At 60.1% G+C, this 15600-nt stretch carries 15 protein-coding genes and 1 pseudogene; 13 read left to right on the forward strand and 3 right to left on the reverse strand.

Annotation, left to right across the window (positions count from 1 at the left end):
* Window positions 1-2 precede the first annotated feature (2 nt).
* The 4 genes from NW851_RS11550 to NW851_RS11565 are packed head-to-tail and all read left to right on the forward strand — an operon-like array spanning window position 3 to window position 3648.
* Complete coding sequence (locus tag NW851_RS11550; RefSeq protein WP_414334971.1) at window positions 3-719, forward strand: MBL fold metallo-hydrolase; 717 nt, start codon at window positions 3-5, stop codon at window positions 717-719.
* A gap of 57 nt (window positions 720-776) precedes the next feature.
* Window positions 777-1244: a DUF29 domain-containing protein gene (locus tag NW851_RS11555; protein WP_414338674.1), complete on the forward strand. Its 468-nt coding sequence runs from the start codon at window positions 777-779 to the stop codon at window positions 1242-1244.
* 44 nt (window positions 1245-1288) lie between these two features.
* Complete coding sequence (locus tag NW851_RS11560; protein WP_414338676.1) at window positions 1289-1864, forward strand: rhodanese-like domain-containing protein; 576 nt, start codon at window positions 1289-1291, stop codon at window positions 1862-1864.
* A complete protein-coding gene (locus tag NW851_RS11565; protein ID WP_414338679.1) occupies window positions 1861-3648 on the forward strand; it encodes a SulP family inorganic anion transporter in 1788 nt (595 codons plus the stop codon). Before NW851_RS11560 ends, NW851_RS11565 begins: the two co-directional genes overlap by 4 nt.
* On the opposite strand, the gene NW851_RS11570 is transcribed toward NW851_RS11565, so the two are convergent.
* Entirely contained in the window at window positions 3611-4879 is a 1269-nt protein-coding gene (locus NW851_RS11570) for a hypothetical protein (RefSeq protein WP_414334975.1), read from the reverse strand. The genes NW851_RS11565 and NW851_RS11570 overlap by 38 nt on opposite strands.
* A 218-nt stretch (window positions 4880-5097) precedes the next feature.
* Here NW851_RS11570 and trxA point away from each other — a divergent pair, with 218 nt between their 5' ends.
* Together trxA and lipB are read left to right on the forward strand one after the other, a co-directional pair.
* Window positions 5098-5430 carry a thioredoxin gene (gene trxA / locus NW851_RS11575; protein WP_414334976.1) on the forward strand — a complete coding sequence of 111 codons (333 nt, stop codon included), beginning with the start codon at window positions 5098-5100 and terminating at the stop codon, window positions 5428-5430.
* 21 nt (window positions 5431-5451) lie between these two features.
* Window positions 5452-6195 (forward strand): lipoyl(octanoyl) transferase LipB, encoded by a 744-nt coding sequence (lipB, locus tag NW851_RS11580; RefSeq protein ID WP_414338684.1) that lies wholly within the window; start codon window positions 5452-5454, stop codon window positions 6193-6195.
* A 33-nt stretch (window positions 6196-6228) separates the two neighbouring features.
* Here the strand turns inward: lipB and NW851_RS11585 are convergent, their stop codons facing one another.
* Complete coding sequence (locus tag NW851_RS11585) at window positions 6229-6678, reverse strand: tetratricopeptide repeat protein (protein WP_414334978.1); 450 nt, start codon at window positions 6676-6678, stop codon at window positions 6229-6231.
* A 204-nt stretch (window positions 6679-6882) separates the two neighbouring features.
* Between NW851_RS11585 and purB the strand changes: the two genes are divergently transcribed.
* The 7 genes from purB (at window position 6883) to NW851_RS11620 (ending at window position 15279) form a co-directional block, all read left to right on the forward strand.
* The gene (gene purB / locus NW851_RS11590; RefSeq protein ID WP_414338687.1) at window positions 6883-8178 is read left to right on the forward strand and encodes an adenylosuccinate lyase; all 1296 of its coding nucleotides are present in this window, start codon (window positions 6883-6885) and stop codon (window positions 8176-8178) included.
* Window positions 8179-8187: 9 nt separating this feature from the next.
* Window positions 8188-9168 (forward strand): aspartate carbamoyltransferase catalytic subunit, encoded by a 981-nt coding sequence (locus tag NW851_RS11595; RefSeq protein ID WP_414338689.1) that lies wholly within the window; start codon window positions 8188-8190, stop codon window positions 9166-9168.
* Between the two features lie 529 nt (window positions 9169-9697).
* Entirely contained in the window at window positions 9698-10777 is a 1080-nt protein-coding gene (gene pstS / locus NW851_RS11600) for a phosphate ABC transporter substrate-binding protein PstS (RefSeq protein WP_414338691.1), read from the forward strand.
* 273 nt (window positions 10778-11050) lie between these two features.
* Entirely contained in the window at window positions 11051-12022 is a 972-nt protein-coding gene (gene pstC, locus NW851_RS11605; RefSeq protein WP_414334982.1) for a phosphate ABC transporter permease subunit PstC, read from the forward strand.
* Window positions 12023-12040: 18 nt separating this feature from the next.
* Entirely contained in the window at window positions 12041-12928 is an 888-nt protein-coding gene (pstA, locus tag NW851_RS11610; protein WP_414338694.1) for a phosphate ABC transporter permease PstA, read from the forward strand.
* Between the two features lie 67 nt (window positions 12929-12995).
* On the forward strand, window positions 12996-13793 hold the full coding sequence (pstB, locus tag NW851_RS11615) for a phosphate ABC transporter ATP-binding protein PstB (RefSeq protein ID WP_414334984.1): 798 nt from the start codon (window positions 12996-12998) through the stop codon (window positions 13791-13793).
* A gap of 118 nt (window positions 13794-13911) precedes the next feature.
* Window positions 13912-15279 carry an FAD-binding oxidoreductase gene (locus NW851_RS11620; protein WP_414334985.1) on the forward strand — a complete coding sequence of 456 codons (1368 nt, stop codon included), beginning with the start codon at window positions 13912-13914 and terminating at the stop codon, window positions 15277-15279.
* Window positions 15280-15465: 186 nt separating this feature from the next.
* Here the strand turns inward: NW851_RS11620 and NW851_RS11625 are convergent.
* Window positions 15466-15525, reverse strand: a pseudogene (locus NW851_RS11625) (DUF29 domain-containing protein); the annotation flags it as partial.
* Window positions 15526-15600 lie beyond the last annotated feature (75 nt).

Raw genomic sequence — 15600 nt, forward strand, 5'->3', positions numbered from 1 at the left:
GCATGCTATTTCGCCAACTGTTCGACTCCGAGACGAGCACCTACACTTATTTAATCGCAGACCCAGACACCCGCGAGGCCGTACTGGTGGATCCGGTGTTGGAGCAGGTGGAGCGGGACTGGAAGTTAATTCGAGAGCTGGGTCTGACCTTGAAGTACTGCCTGGAGACCCACGTTCACGCCGACCACATCACCGGTACCGGCAAGCTGCGGGAGTTGAGCGGCTGCCAAGGGGTGGTGCCGGTTCAGGCCAAGGCACAATGTGCCGACCGCTTCATCGGCCATGGGGAAACGCTGCAGGTGGGATCCATTGTCATCGAGGCCATCGCCACCCTAGGCCACACCGACAGCCACATGACCTACCGCGTCAATGGGGATCGCGTTCTGACCGGCGATGCCCTGCTCATTCGCGGCTGCGGGCGCACCGATTTCCAAAGTGGGGATCCCGGCTTGATGTACGACCACGTGACGCAGCACCTGTTTACCCTGCCGGACGAGACGCTGGTCTATCCCGGCCATGACTACCGGGGACACACCGTCTCCACCATTGGTGAAGAGAAGCGCTGGAACCCCCGCTTCGTGGATCCGGAAACCGGTAAGCTGCGCTCGCGGGAGAGCTTTATTGCCCTGATGAACAGCCTCAACCTGCCGCAGCCCAAGAAGATCCAGGAAGCGGTGCCGGCCAACGAGCAGTGCGGCCAAGTGGCAGCCGCAGTTTAGTTGCTAGGGCTGGCTAGACTTCTCTCAGGCGGCCCGTCAGAAAGGGGAGGGTTGAGAGTGGATCGCCAAAATCTCTATGAGAGGGATTTCTATGCTTGGACTCAGCAACAAGCCCAATTTCTGCGGGAGCGGGCTTGGGAGAAGCTGGATCTGCCCCATTTAATTGAGGAGATGGAATCGTTGGGCAGGCAACAGCGGCAAGAGCTGCGCAACCGGCTGGGAGTTTTGGTGGGGCACCTTCTGAAGTGGGAGTATCAGCCGCAGGCCAGATCGGTAAGCTGGCTTCTTACCCTACAGGTGCAGCGGCAGGAAGTTCTGGATCTGCTGGAGGAAAACCCAAGCCTGAGACCCTATTTGCCGGAGGCCATCTCCAAGTCTTACCTGAGGGCGCTCCAACTGGCTCTAGAAGAGACCAAGCTGCCCAGAAAGACTTTTCCCCAGACCTGCCCTTACTCTCCCGAGCAAATCCTGGATAGCCAGTTTTATCCTGGCGAGCCCAGCAGGTTGCTGGAGGAGGAAGATTAGAAATCCCTAAGTCTTACAACAACCCTAGAAGCAAGGAAGAAACCATGACCGTAGCTCAACAAAATCCTACAGCTCAGCAGGAACGGGATCCCCGTCTCAAGGAGATCGACGCTTGGACTTTAAAGCAGTGGCTGGATCAAGGGCGGGTACAGCTCATTGACGTACGGGAGCCGGCAGAATACCACGACGAGCGGATCCCGGGGGCGATCAACATGCCTCTATCTACCTTTGACCCCGCCAAGGTGCCGGCCTCGACACCAGAAAAGCCGGTGGTGCTGCAGTGCCGTATGGGCAGCCGCTCCATCCGCGCCGGCTGTCAGTTGCTTGAATACGGCTGGCCGGAAGCGATAAACCTAAAAGGCGGGATCGAAGCTTGGAAGGCCGCCAAGCTGCCCACCACCCGCACCCGCAACGCGCCCATCTCGGTAATGCGACAGGCGCAGATTACAGCGGGATCCCTGGTGCTTGTAGGAACCCTGCTGGGAGCCTTTGTCCATCCCGGCTGGCTGGTATTGAGCGGCTTTGTGGGGGCGGGGTTGGTGTTTGCCGGGATCACCAACACCTGTGGCCTGGCGCTGCTTTTGGCCCGCCTGCCCTGGAACCGGGGTCAGACGCTATGAGCGGGATCCCGTCCGCCTCTTCCCCAAAGCAGGGGGTTTGGGCGCGCTACCTGCCCTTGGCCAAGGATTCCCTGTGGTGGCTTCGCTACCAGCGAGAGGATCTGCCGGGGGATCTCATTGCCGGGGTGGTCTCGGCCATCCTGTTGGTGCCCCAGAGCATGGCCTACGCGCTGCTGGCCGGCCTGCCCCCCGAGACAGGCCTCTACGCCAGCATCCTGCCGGTGATCGCCTACGGCTTCCTGGGATCCAGCCGGGCTTTGTCGGTGGGGCCGGTGGCCATCATCGCCCTGCTGGTAGCCTCGGGTTTGGAGCCGCTGGCCGAGCCGGGCAGCCCGGAGTATGGCCAGTTGGCGCTGGGCTTAGCTCTGGAAGCGGGCCTGATCCAGCTAGGGGTAGGGCTGTTGCGTCTGGGGTTTTTGGCCAATTTCTTGAGCCACTCGGTTATAACGGCCTTTAGCAGTGCCGCAGCCCTAATCATTGCCCTTAGCCAGCTCCGCCATCTGCTGGGGGTGAAGCTGGCCAACACCGAGTCCTTCTGGCTGCTGCTGCAACGGCTGTGGCAGAGCCTGGATGGGGTCAACTGGGTCACCCTGGGGCTGGGGCTGTTGTCCATCGCCCTGTTGGTGTACGCCCAGCAGAAGCTGCCGGCGCAACTGCGCCGCTGGGGGATCCCGCCCCTCTGGGAGTTGCTGCTCACCAAGAGTGCTCCCCTGGCGGCCGTTTTCTTAACCACCCTGCTGGTTTGGGGGCTAAACCTCTCGGAGAGAGCGGGGGTGGCGGTGGTGGGATCGATTCCGGCTGGCCTGCCACCGCTGACGTTTCCCCAACTGAGCTGGCCAGAATGGGGATCCCTGCTGCCCACCGCCCTAACCCTCAGCTTGGTGGGCTTTACGGAAAGTTATGCCATGGCCCAGGCCCTGGCCAGCAAGCGGCGGCAGAAAGTGGATCCCAACCAGGATCTGGTGGCCCTGGGAGTGGCCAACGTGGCAGCAGCCGTCAGCGGTGGCTTTCCGGTCACGGGTGGGATCAGCCGCTCGGTGGTGAATGCTCAGGCGGGGGCCAACAGCGGTCTGGCCTCGGTCATTACGGGATCCCTGATAGCTCTGGCCATGATCTGGCTGATGCCCCTGTTTACTTTCCTGCCCCAGGCCACCCTAGCTGCCGTTGTGCTGGTGGCGGTGCTGGGACTGGTGGATTTTCACCCCCTGCTGCAGAGCTGGCGCTACGACCGCGGCGATGCCCTCGTTTGGCTGCTCACCTTTGCCAGCGTGTTGGCGATTGGGGTGGAGCGGGGGATTGGTCTGGGGGTGCTGGCCTCCCTTCTCCTCTTCCTCTGGCGGGCCAGTCGCCCCCACATTGCCATCGTTGGCCAGGTGCCGGGCACCGAGCACTACCGCAACGTGCTGCGCCATGAGGTGATTACCGATCCGCGCATCTTGGCGGTGCGAGTGGATGAGAGCCTGTTTTTTGCCAACGCCGCCTACCTGCAGGAGTACATTCTGCAAGAGGTAGCAGCGCGGCCAGCAGTGGAACAGGTGCTGCTGGTGGCCAGCGCCATTAACTTCATCGACGGCAGCGCTCTGGAGGCCCTGACCCAATTGGTGGAACGTCTGCACCAGATGGGGGTGGGCTTTGCCCTGGCCGAGGTGAAGGGGCCGGTGATGGATTGCCTCAAAAGGGTGGGGTTTGTGGAGAAAGTGGGCGCTGAGCGCTTTTTCTTGTCGACCCACCAGGCGATGCAGGCACTCAAATCCCAGGCGATGCCGGCAGCCGCTTCCGGATGAGCACCAGGGGGGTCTGCTCCGCTGCATTGCCCGCCGGGTTCTTGCGCAGCGCCTGCTCCACCAGCTCCCGCTCCACCCCTGGGCTGGCCGCCAGAACGCTTACCTCACCTAGGTCGTTGGCATCCACAATGGCCACCTCGTAGCCAGTCTGGGCGTGGAGCTCGGCCACCAGCTTAGCTGGATGCCGCGGCCCCAAGACGATGAACTGGTCGTAGGGGGGCAAGGTGCCGGTGACATCGTCGATGAGGTCGGCCTGCTCCCCCGCCAGGGCATAGAACACCCCTGGGATCCCCAACAACTTGGCCAGGGATCCGACAACAAAAGCCCCCAGCACCCGCCAGGCTCCCGAGCAGTCGATCAGCGTCTGCATCCCGTAGCAGCTTGAGAGACTGGTCTTGGAGGGGAAGAAGTAGCAGAGGGTGCGGGCTAGCCAGCCAGGCTGCACCTGCAGGGGATGGCGAAAGTGGCCCTGGACGATGGCCGCCGCGCTTTCCGAGATGGCCACGATATCACCGGGCTGGATGTGAGGGCCCACGTAGCGCTGCAGCACCTCGGCAAGGTCATCGCTGGGGGTAAGCAGAGGGGTGGGAATGGCAGCCCAACTCACTGGCCCCTGCTGCTGCCAGGCCAGCTCCGGCAAGGGATCCACTTCCTGCAAGGGCAGGATTAGGTGGCTAGTCTTAAGGGTGCGCCGCTGCCGCCCGTACTGGACGTAGTCCAGCTCCAGCCAGGCCGAGCGCAAATCTGCCAGCCCTTCCCCCCTCAGCTCGATCTCCACTTCCAAGCCGGTCTGGCTTTGGGGGGTAATGATGTAGGCCTGCCAGTAGTTGTCCTGGCGAGGGGGCAGATCCACATGGCGGGAGCGCAGGCGGATCTGGGTTTGGATCCCTTCGATGGAGCTGGCACTGAGCAAATGCAGTCGCGGCTGCACCTGGGCCAAGGTGACCTCAAAGATGGGGTTGAGGTTGCGGGCCACGAACTCCGCCTGGATCAGCCAGTGATCGGGGCTGAGGCGGTTGAGGTGCCAGCTCTGGGGCTCCACCACCAGGCAGTCGGCGGGGCGGGTCTTCCGCCAGTACAGCACCGTCGCCAAACTCAAGAGCAGCCCGGCCACCACCTGAATCCAGCCTGAGGGATCCCCCAGCCAACGCCAGATCCCCCAGAGGCTCAAGACCACCCCAGCCAATACGCCGGCCACCACACCTCGGCTCACCATCCGGATTGTTGCCATCGGGATCCCACTCCTTGCAATCGTTAAGCCCTGCTAAAGCCTGCCCCTTCCGTCCAGCCCGCCCTTTAGACTACAGGTACCGACCAAGCCCTAGTCATCCTACCGGGAAACCGACAGCAAGCGGTCGCAGAATCTCTACCCACATTTCCATCTCAAACATTTAGACTACAAATAGGTTGCATTCTAAGTTTTTCTACAGCATCCTGCGGAGGTCGCCCATGGCCCACAAACAGCAGTTCAAAAGCTTTGACGATATGATCCAGGGATCCAAAACTCCCATTCTGGTGGATTTTTACGCCACCTGGTGTGGTCCCTGTCAGGTCATGGCCCAGGTGTTGGAGCAGGTGAAGCCCCAAGTGGGGGACGCCATCTCCTTTGTTAAGGTCGACACCGAAAAGTACCCCAACATCGCTGCCCGCTGGGGGATCTACGCCGTGCCAACTCTGATCCTGTTTAAAGACGGGAAGCCGGTTGACCGCATTGAAGGGCTGCTACATCCCCGAGCTCTGCTCGAGCGGCTACGGGCCCAGGTCAACTTACCGGTGGCCTGATCTGGGCAAGGGTTGGAGCCTGTGCCGCTTCTCCAAGTTCACCTGGCAGGAGAGGTGCCCTACCGCACCGCTTGGGCTTGGCAGCAGGCCCGGTTGGCCCGGATGATCCGCGATCCTGAGGTGCCGGATGGGCTTTTGTTGCTCACCCACCCGCCGGTCTACACCCTGGGGGCAGGGGCCGATCCCAAGTTTCTCAAAAGCCTGGCTGGACGGATAGGATCTCCGGATACTCAGCCAGAGTCCCCTGCTCCTGAGGGGCCGGAGATTCTGCGGGTGGAGCGGGGCGGCGAGGTGACCTACCACGGGCCGGGCCAGTGGGTGGGCTATGCCCTACTGAACCTAAAGCGCCATAGGACTGTCTACGGCTCCCATGGCCAGCCGGATCTGCACCGCTACCTGCGCCACCTAGAAGAGGTGCTCATCCAGACCGTAGCCCACTTTGGCCTGCGGGGGGAGCGGATCCCTGGCCTGACAGGGGTTTGGGTGCAAGGCCACAAGGTGGCGGCCATCGGCATCAAGGTCTCCCGCTGGGTTACCTACCACGGCTTTGCCCTCAACGTCTGTCCGGATCTGGCTGCCTTCGCGGCCATCGTGCCCTGTGGGATCCCCGATCGCCCGGTGGGATCCCTGGTGCAGTTTTGTCCGGAGGTAACAATGGCTGCCGTAGCCCCAGGGTTGGTGCAATCTTTTTGTCATGTCTTCGGGCTGCAGGCCCAGGCAGTTTCCCTGGCCGAGTGGTTGGGAGAGCCTCCTTGGTTTGTCTAAATCCGAGATGGTCCTGGATTAATCCAAGGGCGACTACTCCACCCCCAACTGGCGCAGCAGTTGCTGCAGGATGGCTTGGTCAGCAAAATTGCCGCTTTGGGAAAAAAGAGCCAAGGCCTGGCGAAAGGCAGCCATGGCAGCCTCTCGCTCCCCCAGTTGCAGGTGGGCCACGCCGCGACTAAAGTAGGCCTCTGGGATCCCCGGATCCAACTGGATGGCCCGCTCCGCATCGGCTAGGGCTTTTTGGGGCTGGCGCAACTGGTTGTAAACGTAGCTGCGGTTAACGTAGGCCGGCGCATAGGTGGGATCCAACTCTACTGCCCGATCCAGATCGGCCAAAGCCGCCACCGGATCCCCGCGCAGCAACTTGAGGGATCCCTGCCAGTTAAACTCGGAAGCAGAGCTTCGGGTGGAGCTCTTCTCAGGAGGAGTGGGGGAGGTGGGCAAAGAGAGGGCGGGGGCAGGAGCCAGGAATGCCGCCAAGCAACCTATGAGAGCCACCCTTCCCCATCGCCGCTTCATCGTGCCCCGCTGAGGATCCCAACCCAGTCCAGTATAGACTGCCCGCAAGAGGGGCCATCCTTGCACTTGGCCAACTCGCCGAGAAGCCCCGCTTTGGACCCGGGATGAGAGGCGGATTAGCTAAAATAGCTTGGCTTATCCTATCGTACTGACGGAAAAGGCACCTTGATCGAGCGCTACACTCTGCCAGAAATGGGCCAGATTTGGTCCACCGCCCACAAGCTCCAGACCTGGCTACAAGTAGAGCTGGCCGTCTGTGAGGCGCAGGCGGAGCTGGGGCGGATCCCTCAAGAGGCTCTGCAGGAGATCAAAGCCAAAGCTGCCTTTGACCCGGCGCGGGTTTTGGCAATCGAGGCGGAAGTCAAGCACGATGTTATTGCCTTCTTGACCAACCTCAACGAGCATGTGGGCGAGGCGGGGCGCTACATCCACTTGGGCTTGACCAGCTCGGATGTGTTGGACACAGCCTTGGCCCTGCAGCTTGTAGCCTCGGTTGAGATCTTGCAAGCTCGGCTGGCCGACCTCATCGCTGCTTTGCGTGAGCAGGCCCGCCGACACCGCTACACCCTGATGATGGGCCGCACCCATGGCGTCCATGCCGAGCCTATTACCTTTGGCTTTAAGCTGGCCGGCTGGCTAGCCGAGTGCCTGCGCCATCAGGAGCGCCTGGCACGCCTGCGGGAGGTGGTCGCCGTGGGCAAGATCTCCGGCGCCGTGGGTACCTACGCCAATGTGCCCCCCCAGGTGGAACAGTTGGCCTGCGCCCGCTTAGGCCTCAAACCGGATACGGCCTCGACGCAGGTGCTCTCCCGCGATCGCCACGCTGAGTATGTGCAGACCTTGGCTTTGATTGGCTCTTCTCTGGAGCGCTTTGCCACCGAGATCCGCCACCTACAGCGGACAGAGGTGCTGGAGGTTGAGGAGTACTTTGCCCCCGGCCAAAAGGGATCCTCCGCCATGCCCCACAAGCGCAACCCCGTCAAAGCAGAACAACTGACGGGAATTGCCCGCCTCTTGCGGGGGTATGCTGTCTCGGCCCTGGAAAACATTCCCCTCTGGCATGAGCGGGATATTTCCCATAGCTCTGTAGAGCGGGTCATCCTGCCCGATGCCTCCATCCTCTGCCACTACCTACTGGTCAACATGGCAGATCTGGTGCGCCACCTGCAGGTTTACCCTGCCAACATGGAGCGCAACCTCACCCTCTACGGTGGTGTTGTCTTTAGCCAGCAGGTGCTTTTGGCTTTGGTGGAGAAGGGCTTGAGCCGTGAGGAAGCCTACCGACTGGTGCAGGAAAATGCCCACCGCGCCTGGAACCAAGCCGGCGGAGATTTCCACGCCAATCTGCTGGCGGATCCCAGAGTAATGGCCCACCTGAGCGAGGCGGAGCTGCAGGCCTGCTTTGACCCACGGCGGCACCTCACCCACCTGGACGAGATCTTTGCCCGCTTGGGCATTTGAGGATCCCCTATGGCTTGGCAGCGGCAACATGTCTTGGGGCTGGCGGACTTTACCCGCGAAGAGTATCAAATTGTCTTGCAAACCGCCGCCAGCTTTCAGGAAGTGCTGACCCGGCGGCTGCCCAAGGTGCCCACCCTGCAGGGGAAGGTGGTGGTGACGCTGTTTTTCGAGCCTTCCACCCGCACCCGCAACAGCTTTGAGCTGGCGGCCAAGCGCCTGTCAGCGGATGTGCTCAACTTTTCCCCCGGCACCTCTTCGCTAAGCAAGGGGGAAACCATTTTGGATACGGTTCGCACCTTTTTGGCCATGGGATCCGACGTGCTCATCGTCCGCCACGCCCAGGCCGGGGTGCCGCAGCAGTTGGCCGCCGAGATCAATCGCCGCGGATCCCCAGCGGGGGTGCTAAATGCGGGGGACGGCCTGCACGAACATCCCACTCAAGCTTTGCTGGATCTATTTACCCTCTGTAGCCACCTGGATCCGCAGCGACCTCGCCTCGAGCTGCTGCAGGGGGTGAAGGTGGCCATCGTCGGTGACATCCTCCACTCGCGGGTAGCCCGCTCCAACATCTATGCTCTAGTGGCCGCTGGCGCAGACGTCCACTTGGCCGGCCCGCCCACCCTGTTGCCCAAAGACTTTGCCCAGTTTGTGCCCGGCCATACTCTGCCGGTGCACTGGCAGTTGGAGCCGGCCCTAGCAGGAGCCCGCTTCGTCATCGCCCTGCGCCTGCAACGGGAGCGGATGAGCGAATTCCTCATCCCCAGCCTGCAGGAATACCACCACCTTTTCGGCCTCACCCAGCAGCGGCTGCGCCTGTGCCACCCCGAGGTGAGGGTTCTCCACCCCGGCCCAGTCAACCGCGGCGTGGAACTGAGTTCTGAAGTGATGGAGGATCCCAGCCTCAACCTCATCGAGCGGCAAGTTGCCCACGGCGTTGCGGTGCGCATGGCTTTGCTGTACCTGATGGGCGGCGGGCGGATCCCGGCTTAGACCTCCCCCTTTCCCCTCTGGTCGGGGAACTTGAGGAGCTGCTTGACGTCTAGAGTGCTGAGGTTACTCTTCTAGCCAACTCAACGCTCTCCGCAAAAGCAAGAAAGAAGCTCTTGCGGGGGCTCTTTTGGACACATTGAACCCTACATAAGCCTATATAAGCTTGGCAAGATTTGGGGCAGCTTTCTGCTCTAGGTTCTGCGCAACTTATCTTCTGTTCAAACTTTTTTTCTGGCTGGCCAGCATCATCTTTTATTTGGATCGAGGTCACCTAGCCAAGTCTAAGACAAGCTAAAAGCCTTGCAAAATAAGCTTTTCACAGATCCTGAGCTCCAGGATCATTTTTTGCTGCTATCTAAACCCAAGCAAATCACCAGGTAAAAAATCAAGAGCTCATAGCAATCATCTCATTTAGAAAGACACCGACTTTTTCTTCTGGCTTAACCTAAACTTAACCTTAACATATTCTACTCTTAACCTTGAGGTTGTAGGGTTATAGGCGTCGATTAAAATCAGACATTTCTTTCTTATGCGATCTCTGCTCTCTGCTTCTGTTTCTTCTATCGCGGCTCTGGCGGTGGGAGCCCTGGCGCTGGCCCCGGCCCAAGCCCAAACCGTGCAAATCTCTGGCGCAGGTGCTACCTTCGCTGCGCCGCTGCTGCAGCGCTGGTTTGATGCCTACAATCGCACCGTAGATCCCAATGTGCAAGTCAGCTACCAGTCTGTTGGGAGCGGTGCCGGTCTGGAGCAATACATCAACGGCACGGTGGACTTCGGTGCTTCCGAGGGCCCGATGACCGAAAAGTACAACGCCTCTCGCTACAAGAGCTTCAAAGAGAAATACGGCTACGAGCCCCTGCAACTGCCTCTGGCGGGGGGCGCCATTGAATTTGCCTACAACCTGCCCGGCATCGGCGACAAAGAGCTCGTGCTCAAGCGGGAAACCTACTGTGGCATTGTTACCGGCGAAATCACCCGCTGGGACGACATTCGCATCAAGGCCCAAAACCCCAACCTGGCAAGTCGGCTGCCCGCGCTGGACATCACCTGGGTGCACCGCTCCGACGGCTCTGGGACGACCTTCGTGTTCAGCAACCACATCAACGCTGCTTGCCCCAACTGGAAGGGCGGCGTGGGAACCACGGTGGAGTGGCCGGTTGGCATCGGTGCCCAGGGCAACGAAGGGGTAGCCGCCACCATCAAGCAGGAGCAAGGGGCAATTGGCTATGTGAACCAGTCCTTTGCCAAGCTGGAGCAACTGACTACTGCTCGCATAGAAAACAAAGCGGGCAAGATTGTCGAGTTTTCTCCTGAGCGGGCTACTTCTGCCCTCAACGCTCCCCTGCCCGAAGATTTTGCCCTGCTGGTGCCGGATCCCGAAGGGCCTGACGACTACCCCATCGTTGGTTTGTTCTGGGTGATGCTCTACCGCGAATATCCTGACGAGCAAAAGCTGAAGAAGCTGGTGGAAGCCATCAAGTGGACGCAGGGGCCAGAGGGCCAAGCCATCACCAAAGAACTGGACTACATCCCCATGCCGGAGCCGGCCATCCAGCGGATCTTCGCCGAGCTGGATAAGATCAAGGTCAACCCCAACGCGAAGCGATGAGTTGCTGTCCTGTTGAAAGGTGTTAGTTGAGGGCCAGTGGTCAACAAGAGGCTGTGCTCTTCCTGTTGGCTACTGGCTTGCCGCTTTGCTGATTTTTAACGGGTAAAAGTTCTGTCGGCACTGACTTTTGACGTTGTCGCCAGTCTGAGTCCAACAAGCTTTTGGTGTTCACTGTTGGCCAGGACACAGACAACTGCAACACCGATGGAATGTAGGGTGAGAGAGGTTTTGCCACAATCTGCCCACCAGTAGAATTGCCACAGCGGGGATCCTATGACTTCGGCAGCCAGAGACTACGACTTATCAACGGATGTTGCTATTGAAAAGAAAATGGATGTTTCCCGCGCCCTCGACGTGGGTTTTGTCCGCCTAACTTTGGTGCTGGCAGGGTTTGCCGGCATCATTCTCATTTGGGTGATCGTGCAGACCACTGAGGCAGCCCTGCCGGCCATGCGCCAGTTTGGCTTGGGCTTTCTGGTCACCAGCCGCTGGAACCCGGTGGAAAACATCTATGGGGTGTTGCCCCAGATCTACGGCAGTTTGATGACCTCTCTGGTGGCCCTGATTTTTGCCATTCCTCTGGGCATCGGCACCGCTATTTTCTTGACGGAAGATTTTGCCCCCAAGTGGATAACGGCGCCGATTGCCTTTGCCATTGAGCTGATCGTGGCCATTCCCAGTGTGGTGCTGGGGCTGTGGGGCATCTTTGTGCTCATCCCGGCGGTGCGGCCCATCTTCCGAGCCATCAATCAGACGCTGGGGTGGATCCCTTTCTTCGGCGGCCCGGCTCCCCGAGGCCCCAGTCTGTTGATTGTAGCCATGGTGCTGGGGATCATGATTTCCCCCATCATCATTTCCATCACCCGCAGCACCCTTGAATCGCTGCCCCGGGGCCTCAAAGAGGGCGCCTTGGCGTTGGGAGCCAGCCGCTGGGAGACGATCTTGACGGTGATGATCCCGGCGGGCCTGTCGGGCATTGTCAGCTCGATCATGCTGGCATTGGGACGAGCCTTGGGGGAGACCATGGTGGCAGCGATGATTTCCGGCAACGCCAACCGCATCAACATCTCCCTGCTGCAGCCAGGATCCACCATTACCGGCTTGATTGCCTCTCAGTTCGGCGAGGCAGGACGCCTGCAGGTGTCGGCCCTTATGTATGCCGGTGTGGTGTTGATGGTGCTGACCCTGTTGGTTAACGTCATGGCCGAAATCATCATCCGCAAGTTTCAAAACTTGGAGCAGTAACCGAGGAGCCTCGTCATTATGTCCCAGTCAGCCCAGCTTGTTCCTGAGGAGATCGACATTAGCCGTGCCGCTGTTGCCCCCCTGCGGAGATACACGAGCATTGCCTTGACGCTGCTGAGCGGACTGTTTGTGGCCGCCATCATAGCTGCCCTATCTTGGGTGCTGTGGGACATCGGTAAGGAGGGCATCCAGAGGATAAGCTGGGACGTCCTCACCGAGACTCGCTACCCGGCTCCAGGGTTAGCAGAGGGGGGGTTTGGCCACGCTATCGTCGGCAGCGTAATGGTTCTGGCCACGGGGGCGGCTTTGAGCTTTCCCTTCGGGATCCTAGCGGCCGTTTACCTGTCGGAGTTTGGCCGCGGCAGCCGCTTGGCCTACTTGGTCAAGTTCTCCTGTAACGTGCTCACGGGCGTGCCGGCCATTCTCTGCGGCCTGTTTGCCTACGCTTTGGTGGTGCGGGGATCCGGCTTCTCGGCTTTTTCGGGGGGAGTTGCCCTGGGCGTGTTGATGCTGCCCATTGTCATCCGCTCCACGGAAGAGGCACTGCTTTTGGTGTCGCCGGATATGCGTTTGGCTTCGGTTGGCCTGGGGGCCACTCGCTTTCAGACCACAATGCGCATCGTCCTGCCGGCAGCAGCCCCGGCCATTGTAACAGGCTTGATCTTGGCCTTGGCGCGGGCTGCCGGCGAGGCAGCACCTCTACTTTTTACTTCCTTCAACAACAATTTCTGGTCAACCAACCTGTTTGGACCGGTGGCTACCCTGCCGGTGATGGTTTACTTCTTCTCAATTATTCCCTTCAAGGTGCAGCAGGAGCTGGCATGGGCAGGAGCCCTGGTGCTGCTGGCCATTGTTTTGGCAGCCAGCTTGCTGGCCCGCTTCCTGGTCTACAAAGCCAGAAGATAGTTTAAGCCTTGTCGGACAGCGGCCAGGTGTGAATTAGCCTCTTGACGAACTTTCTGCGAGTGGGATCATGAAAACTCAATCTGCTAACTCAACCACCTACGTCTTCCGAACGGAAAACCTGAGCGTCTACTATGGCTCGAACCTAGCGGTGAAAAACGTCACCATGGATATTCCCGCCCGGCAAATTACGGCTTTTATCGGGCCTTCTGGCTGTGGCAAAAGTACCATCCTGCGCTGCTTTAACCGCACCAATGACTTGATCCCAGGGGCGCGCGTGGAGGGCAAACTTACCTACCACAGCAAAGACCTCTACGCCGAAAACGTAGATCCCGTGGCGGTGCGGCGGCGCATTGGCATGGTGTTCCAGAAGCCCAACCCTTTTCCCAAGAGCATCTACGACAACGTTGCCTATGGCCCGCGGGTGCTGGGGATGAAAGTGGACTTGGACGAGGTGGTGGAAACTTCGCTCAAGCGGGCCGCCCTTTGGGATGAGGTGAAAGACAAGTTGAAAGAAAATGGCCAGTCTTTGTCTGGGGGGCAGCAGCAGCGTTTGTGTATTGCCCGCGCCCTGGCGGTACAGCCGGATGTCATCCTCATGGACGAGCCCTGCTCGGCGTTGGATCCCATCTCCACCCGCCGCATCGAGGAGCTGATGAAGGAGCTGGAGCAGGACTATACCATCATTATCGTCACCCACAACATGCAGCAGGCCAGCCGCGTCTCGGACATGACGGCTTTCTTCAGCGTGGAGCTGGTGGGATCCAACCGCGTGGGCGAACTGGTGGAGTTCGACCGAACGGAGGTGATCTTCAACAGCCCTGCCAAAGAGGCGACCAAAGACTATGTAGAGGGCCGCTTCGGCTGATGCTCGGGACGGGTCGGGATCCCCTGGAGAGGCGTTTTCTGTCTCTGGTGAGCCTTTCTGCCGGCCCTTTGCACAGACAATGGAGTCTAAGTAGCCTGCTATCCAATTGGGGATCCCTATGACCGTTGCTGCTTCTGGAAAATTGCAGGCCTTGCTTTCTGAGCTGGCCGACCTTGAAACCATCACCGATCCGGCGCAAGTTGCCAAGTTGTCGCTGGACTTTTACCACTACAGCCCTGTGCTCAGCCGCCAGTTGAGCAACAAGCGCGGGGAAGTGGTGGTGCGCCCTGCCGATGAAGCAGAAGTGATGCGGGTGGCGGCGGCCTGTGCCAAGTGGAGAGTACCCCTGACCGTGCGCGGCGCCGGTACCGGTAACTATGGCCAGTGCATCCCCCTAGCTGGCGGTGTGATCCTGGACATGAGCAAGCTCAACCAGGTAATCTGGGCCAAGCCGGGCTTGGCGCGGGTACAGGCGGGGGCCAAGCTGATGGCCATCGACAAACACACCCGCGAGCTGGGCTGGGAGATCCGTATGGCCCCTTCCACCTACCGCACCGCCACTATTGGGGGGTTCATTGCCGGCGGTAGCGGCGGCATCGGCTCTGTGACCTACGGCCAACTGCTGGATCGGGGCAACATCTTAGGGCTGCGGGTGATTACAGTCGAAGAGGAGCCGCGGGCCCTGGAGCTGCGGGGAGACGACGTGTTTAAAGTCAGCCATGCCTGGGGCCTCAACGGGATCATCACCGAGGTGGAGATTCCCTTGGCGCCGGCCTATCCTTGGGCGGAGCTGGTGGTGGCCTTCCCGCCGGAGGGGGGGTTTATGCCCTGCGCCCACTTTGGCCAGGCTCTGGCCGAGGCAGATGGGATCCTGAAGAAACTCATCAGCCTGCACGCCTGGCCGATCCCTCGCTACTTCGTCCCCTTGCAGGACTACTTGCCCCAGGGATCCGCCGTGGCCCTCTTGATGGTGGCCGAGTACAGCCTAGAGCCGTTGCTGGAGCTCATTCGGGAGCATGGCGGCCAGGTGGTCTACAACAAAACGGCTCAGGAGGCCAGCAGGGGGATCTCGCTGGGGGAATTCTCTTGGAACCACACCACCCTGCACTGCCGCAGCGTGGATCCCAATTTGACCTATCTACAATCGATTTTTCCGCCCGATCGGGAGCTGAAGGTGGTGCAGCACCTGTACGAGCACTTTGGCGACGAAGTGCTGATGCACCTGGAGTGGATTCGCATCCGGGGGCAGGCTACCCCGGTCGGCCTGCAAATTGTGCGCTTTACAACGGAAGAACGCCTCAACGAGATCATGCGCTATCACGAGGCGCAGGGAGTCTTCATCGCCAATCCCCACACTTTCATCATCGAAGAGGGGGGTCGCAAAGTGATGGATCCGCGCCAGCTCCGTTTTAAGGAAGAAGTGGATCCCTATGGATTGCTTAACCCCGGCAAGATGCGCAGTTGGCAAGGGCGGGCTTCTGCTTGAAAGTGCTGAGAGGGCTTTATCCTCTAATATCCAGCGATCTCTGAGTTGCCTCTGCCAAAAGGAGAGGGGCTTGACAGTCAATCTTCTGCCAAGGCCAGCTCCAAAGCATAGGGACAAGTCTCCGGAAAGGCCGAGATATCCCCTCAAGCTGGGGCTATCTTCGAGGGCCAATTCAAGCTGAGTTCGCGCATCTGTGATGGCATCCAGCCAGCTCTCTGAGCGACGCTGAGGTTGATATTGCCACATGAACTACCCCACCGCGTAGGCGGGTGGGGTTTCCTCACCCGCTTGGCAGCAGAGCTTTTGTCTCTTCTTCTGCCC

This window comes from Synechococcus sp. H55.7, assembly GCF_047462395.1.
In the GTDB taxonomy this organism is placed as follows: domain Bacteria; phylum Cyanobacteriota; class Cyanobacteriia; order Thermostichales; family Thermostichaceae; genus Thermostichus.

What these genes read in the sequence shown, in the direction of transcription:
- NW851_RS11620 (WP_414334985.1), top strand. Translation starts at nt 13,912, where the DNA reads ATGACCGTTGCTGCTTCTGGAAAATTGCAGGCCTTGCTTTCTGAGCTG.
- NW851_RS11560 (WP_414338676.1), top strand. Translation starts at nt 1,289, where the DNA reads ATGACCGTAGCTCAACAAAATCCTACAGCTCAGCAGGAACGGGATCCC.
- pstA (WP_414338694.1), top strand. Translation starts at nt 12,041, where the DNA reads ATGTCCCAGTCAGCCCAGCTTGTTCCTGAGGAGATCGACATTAGCCGT.
- pstS (WP_414338691.1), top strand. Translation starts at nt 9,698, where the DNA reads ATGCGATCTCTGCTCTCTGCTTCTGTTTCTTCTATCGCGGCTCTGGCG.
- NW851_RS11565 (WP_414338679.1), top strand. Translation starts at nt 1,861, where the DNA reads ATGAGCGGGATCCCGTCCGCCTCTTCCCCAAAGCAGGGGGTTTGGGCG.
- NW851_RS11570 (WP_414334975.1), bottom strand. Translation starts at nt 4,879, where the DNA reads ATGGCAACAATCCGGATGGTGAGCCGAGGTGTGGTGGCCGGCGTATTG.
- NW851_RS11550 (WP_414334971.1), top strand. Translation starts at nt 3, where the DNA reads ATGCTATTTCGCCAACTGTTCGACTCCGAGACGAGCACCTACACTTAT.
- pstC (WP_414334982.1), top strand. Translation starts at nt 11,051, where the DNA reads ATGACTTCGGCAGCCAGAGACTACGACTTATCAACGGATGTTGCTATT.
- NW851_RS11595 (WP_414338689.1), top strand. Translation starts at nt 8,188, where the DNA reads ATGGCTTGGCAGCGGCAACATGTCTTGGGGCTGGCGGACTTTACCCGC.
- trxA (WP_414334976.1), top strand. Translation starts at nt 5,098, where the DNA reads ATGGCCCACAAACAGCAGTTCAAAAGCTTTGACGATATGATCCAGGGA.
- pstB (WP_414334984.1), top strand. Translation starts at nt 12,996, where the DNA reads ATGAAAACTCAATCTGCTAACTCAACCACCTACGTCTTCCGAACGGAA.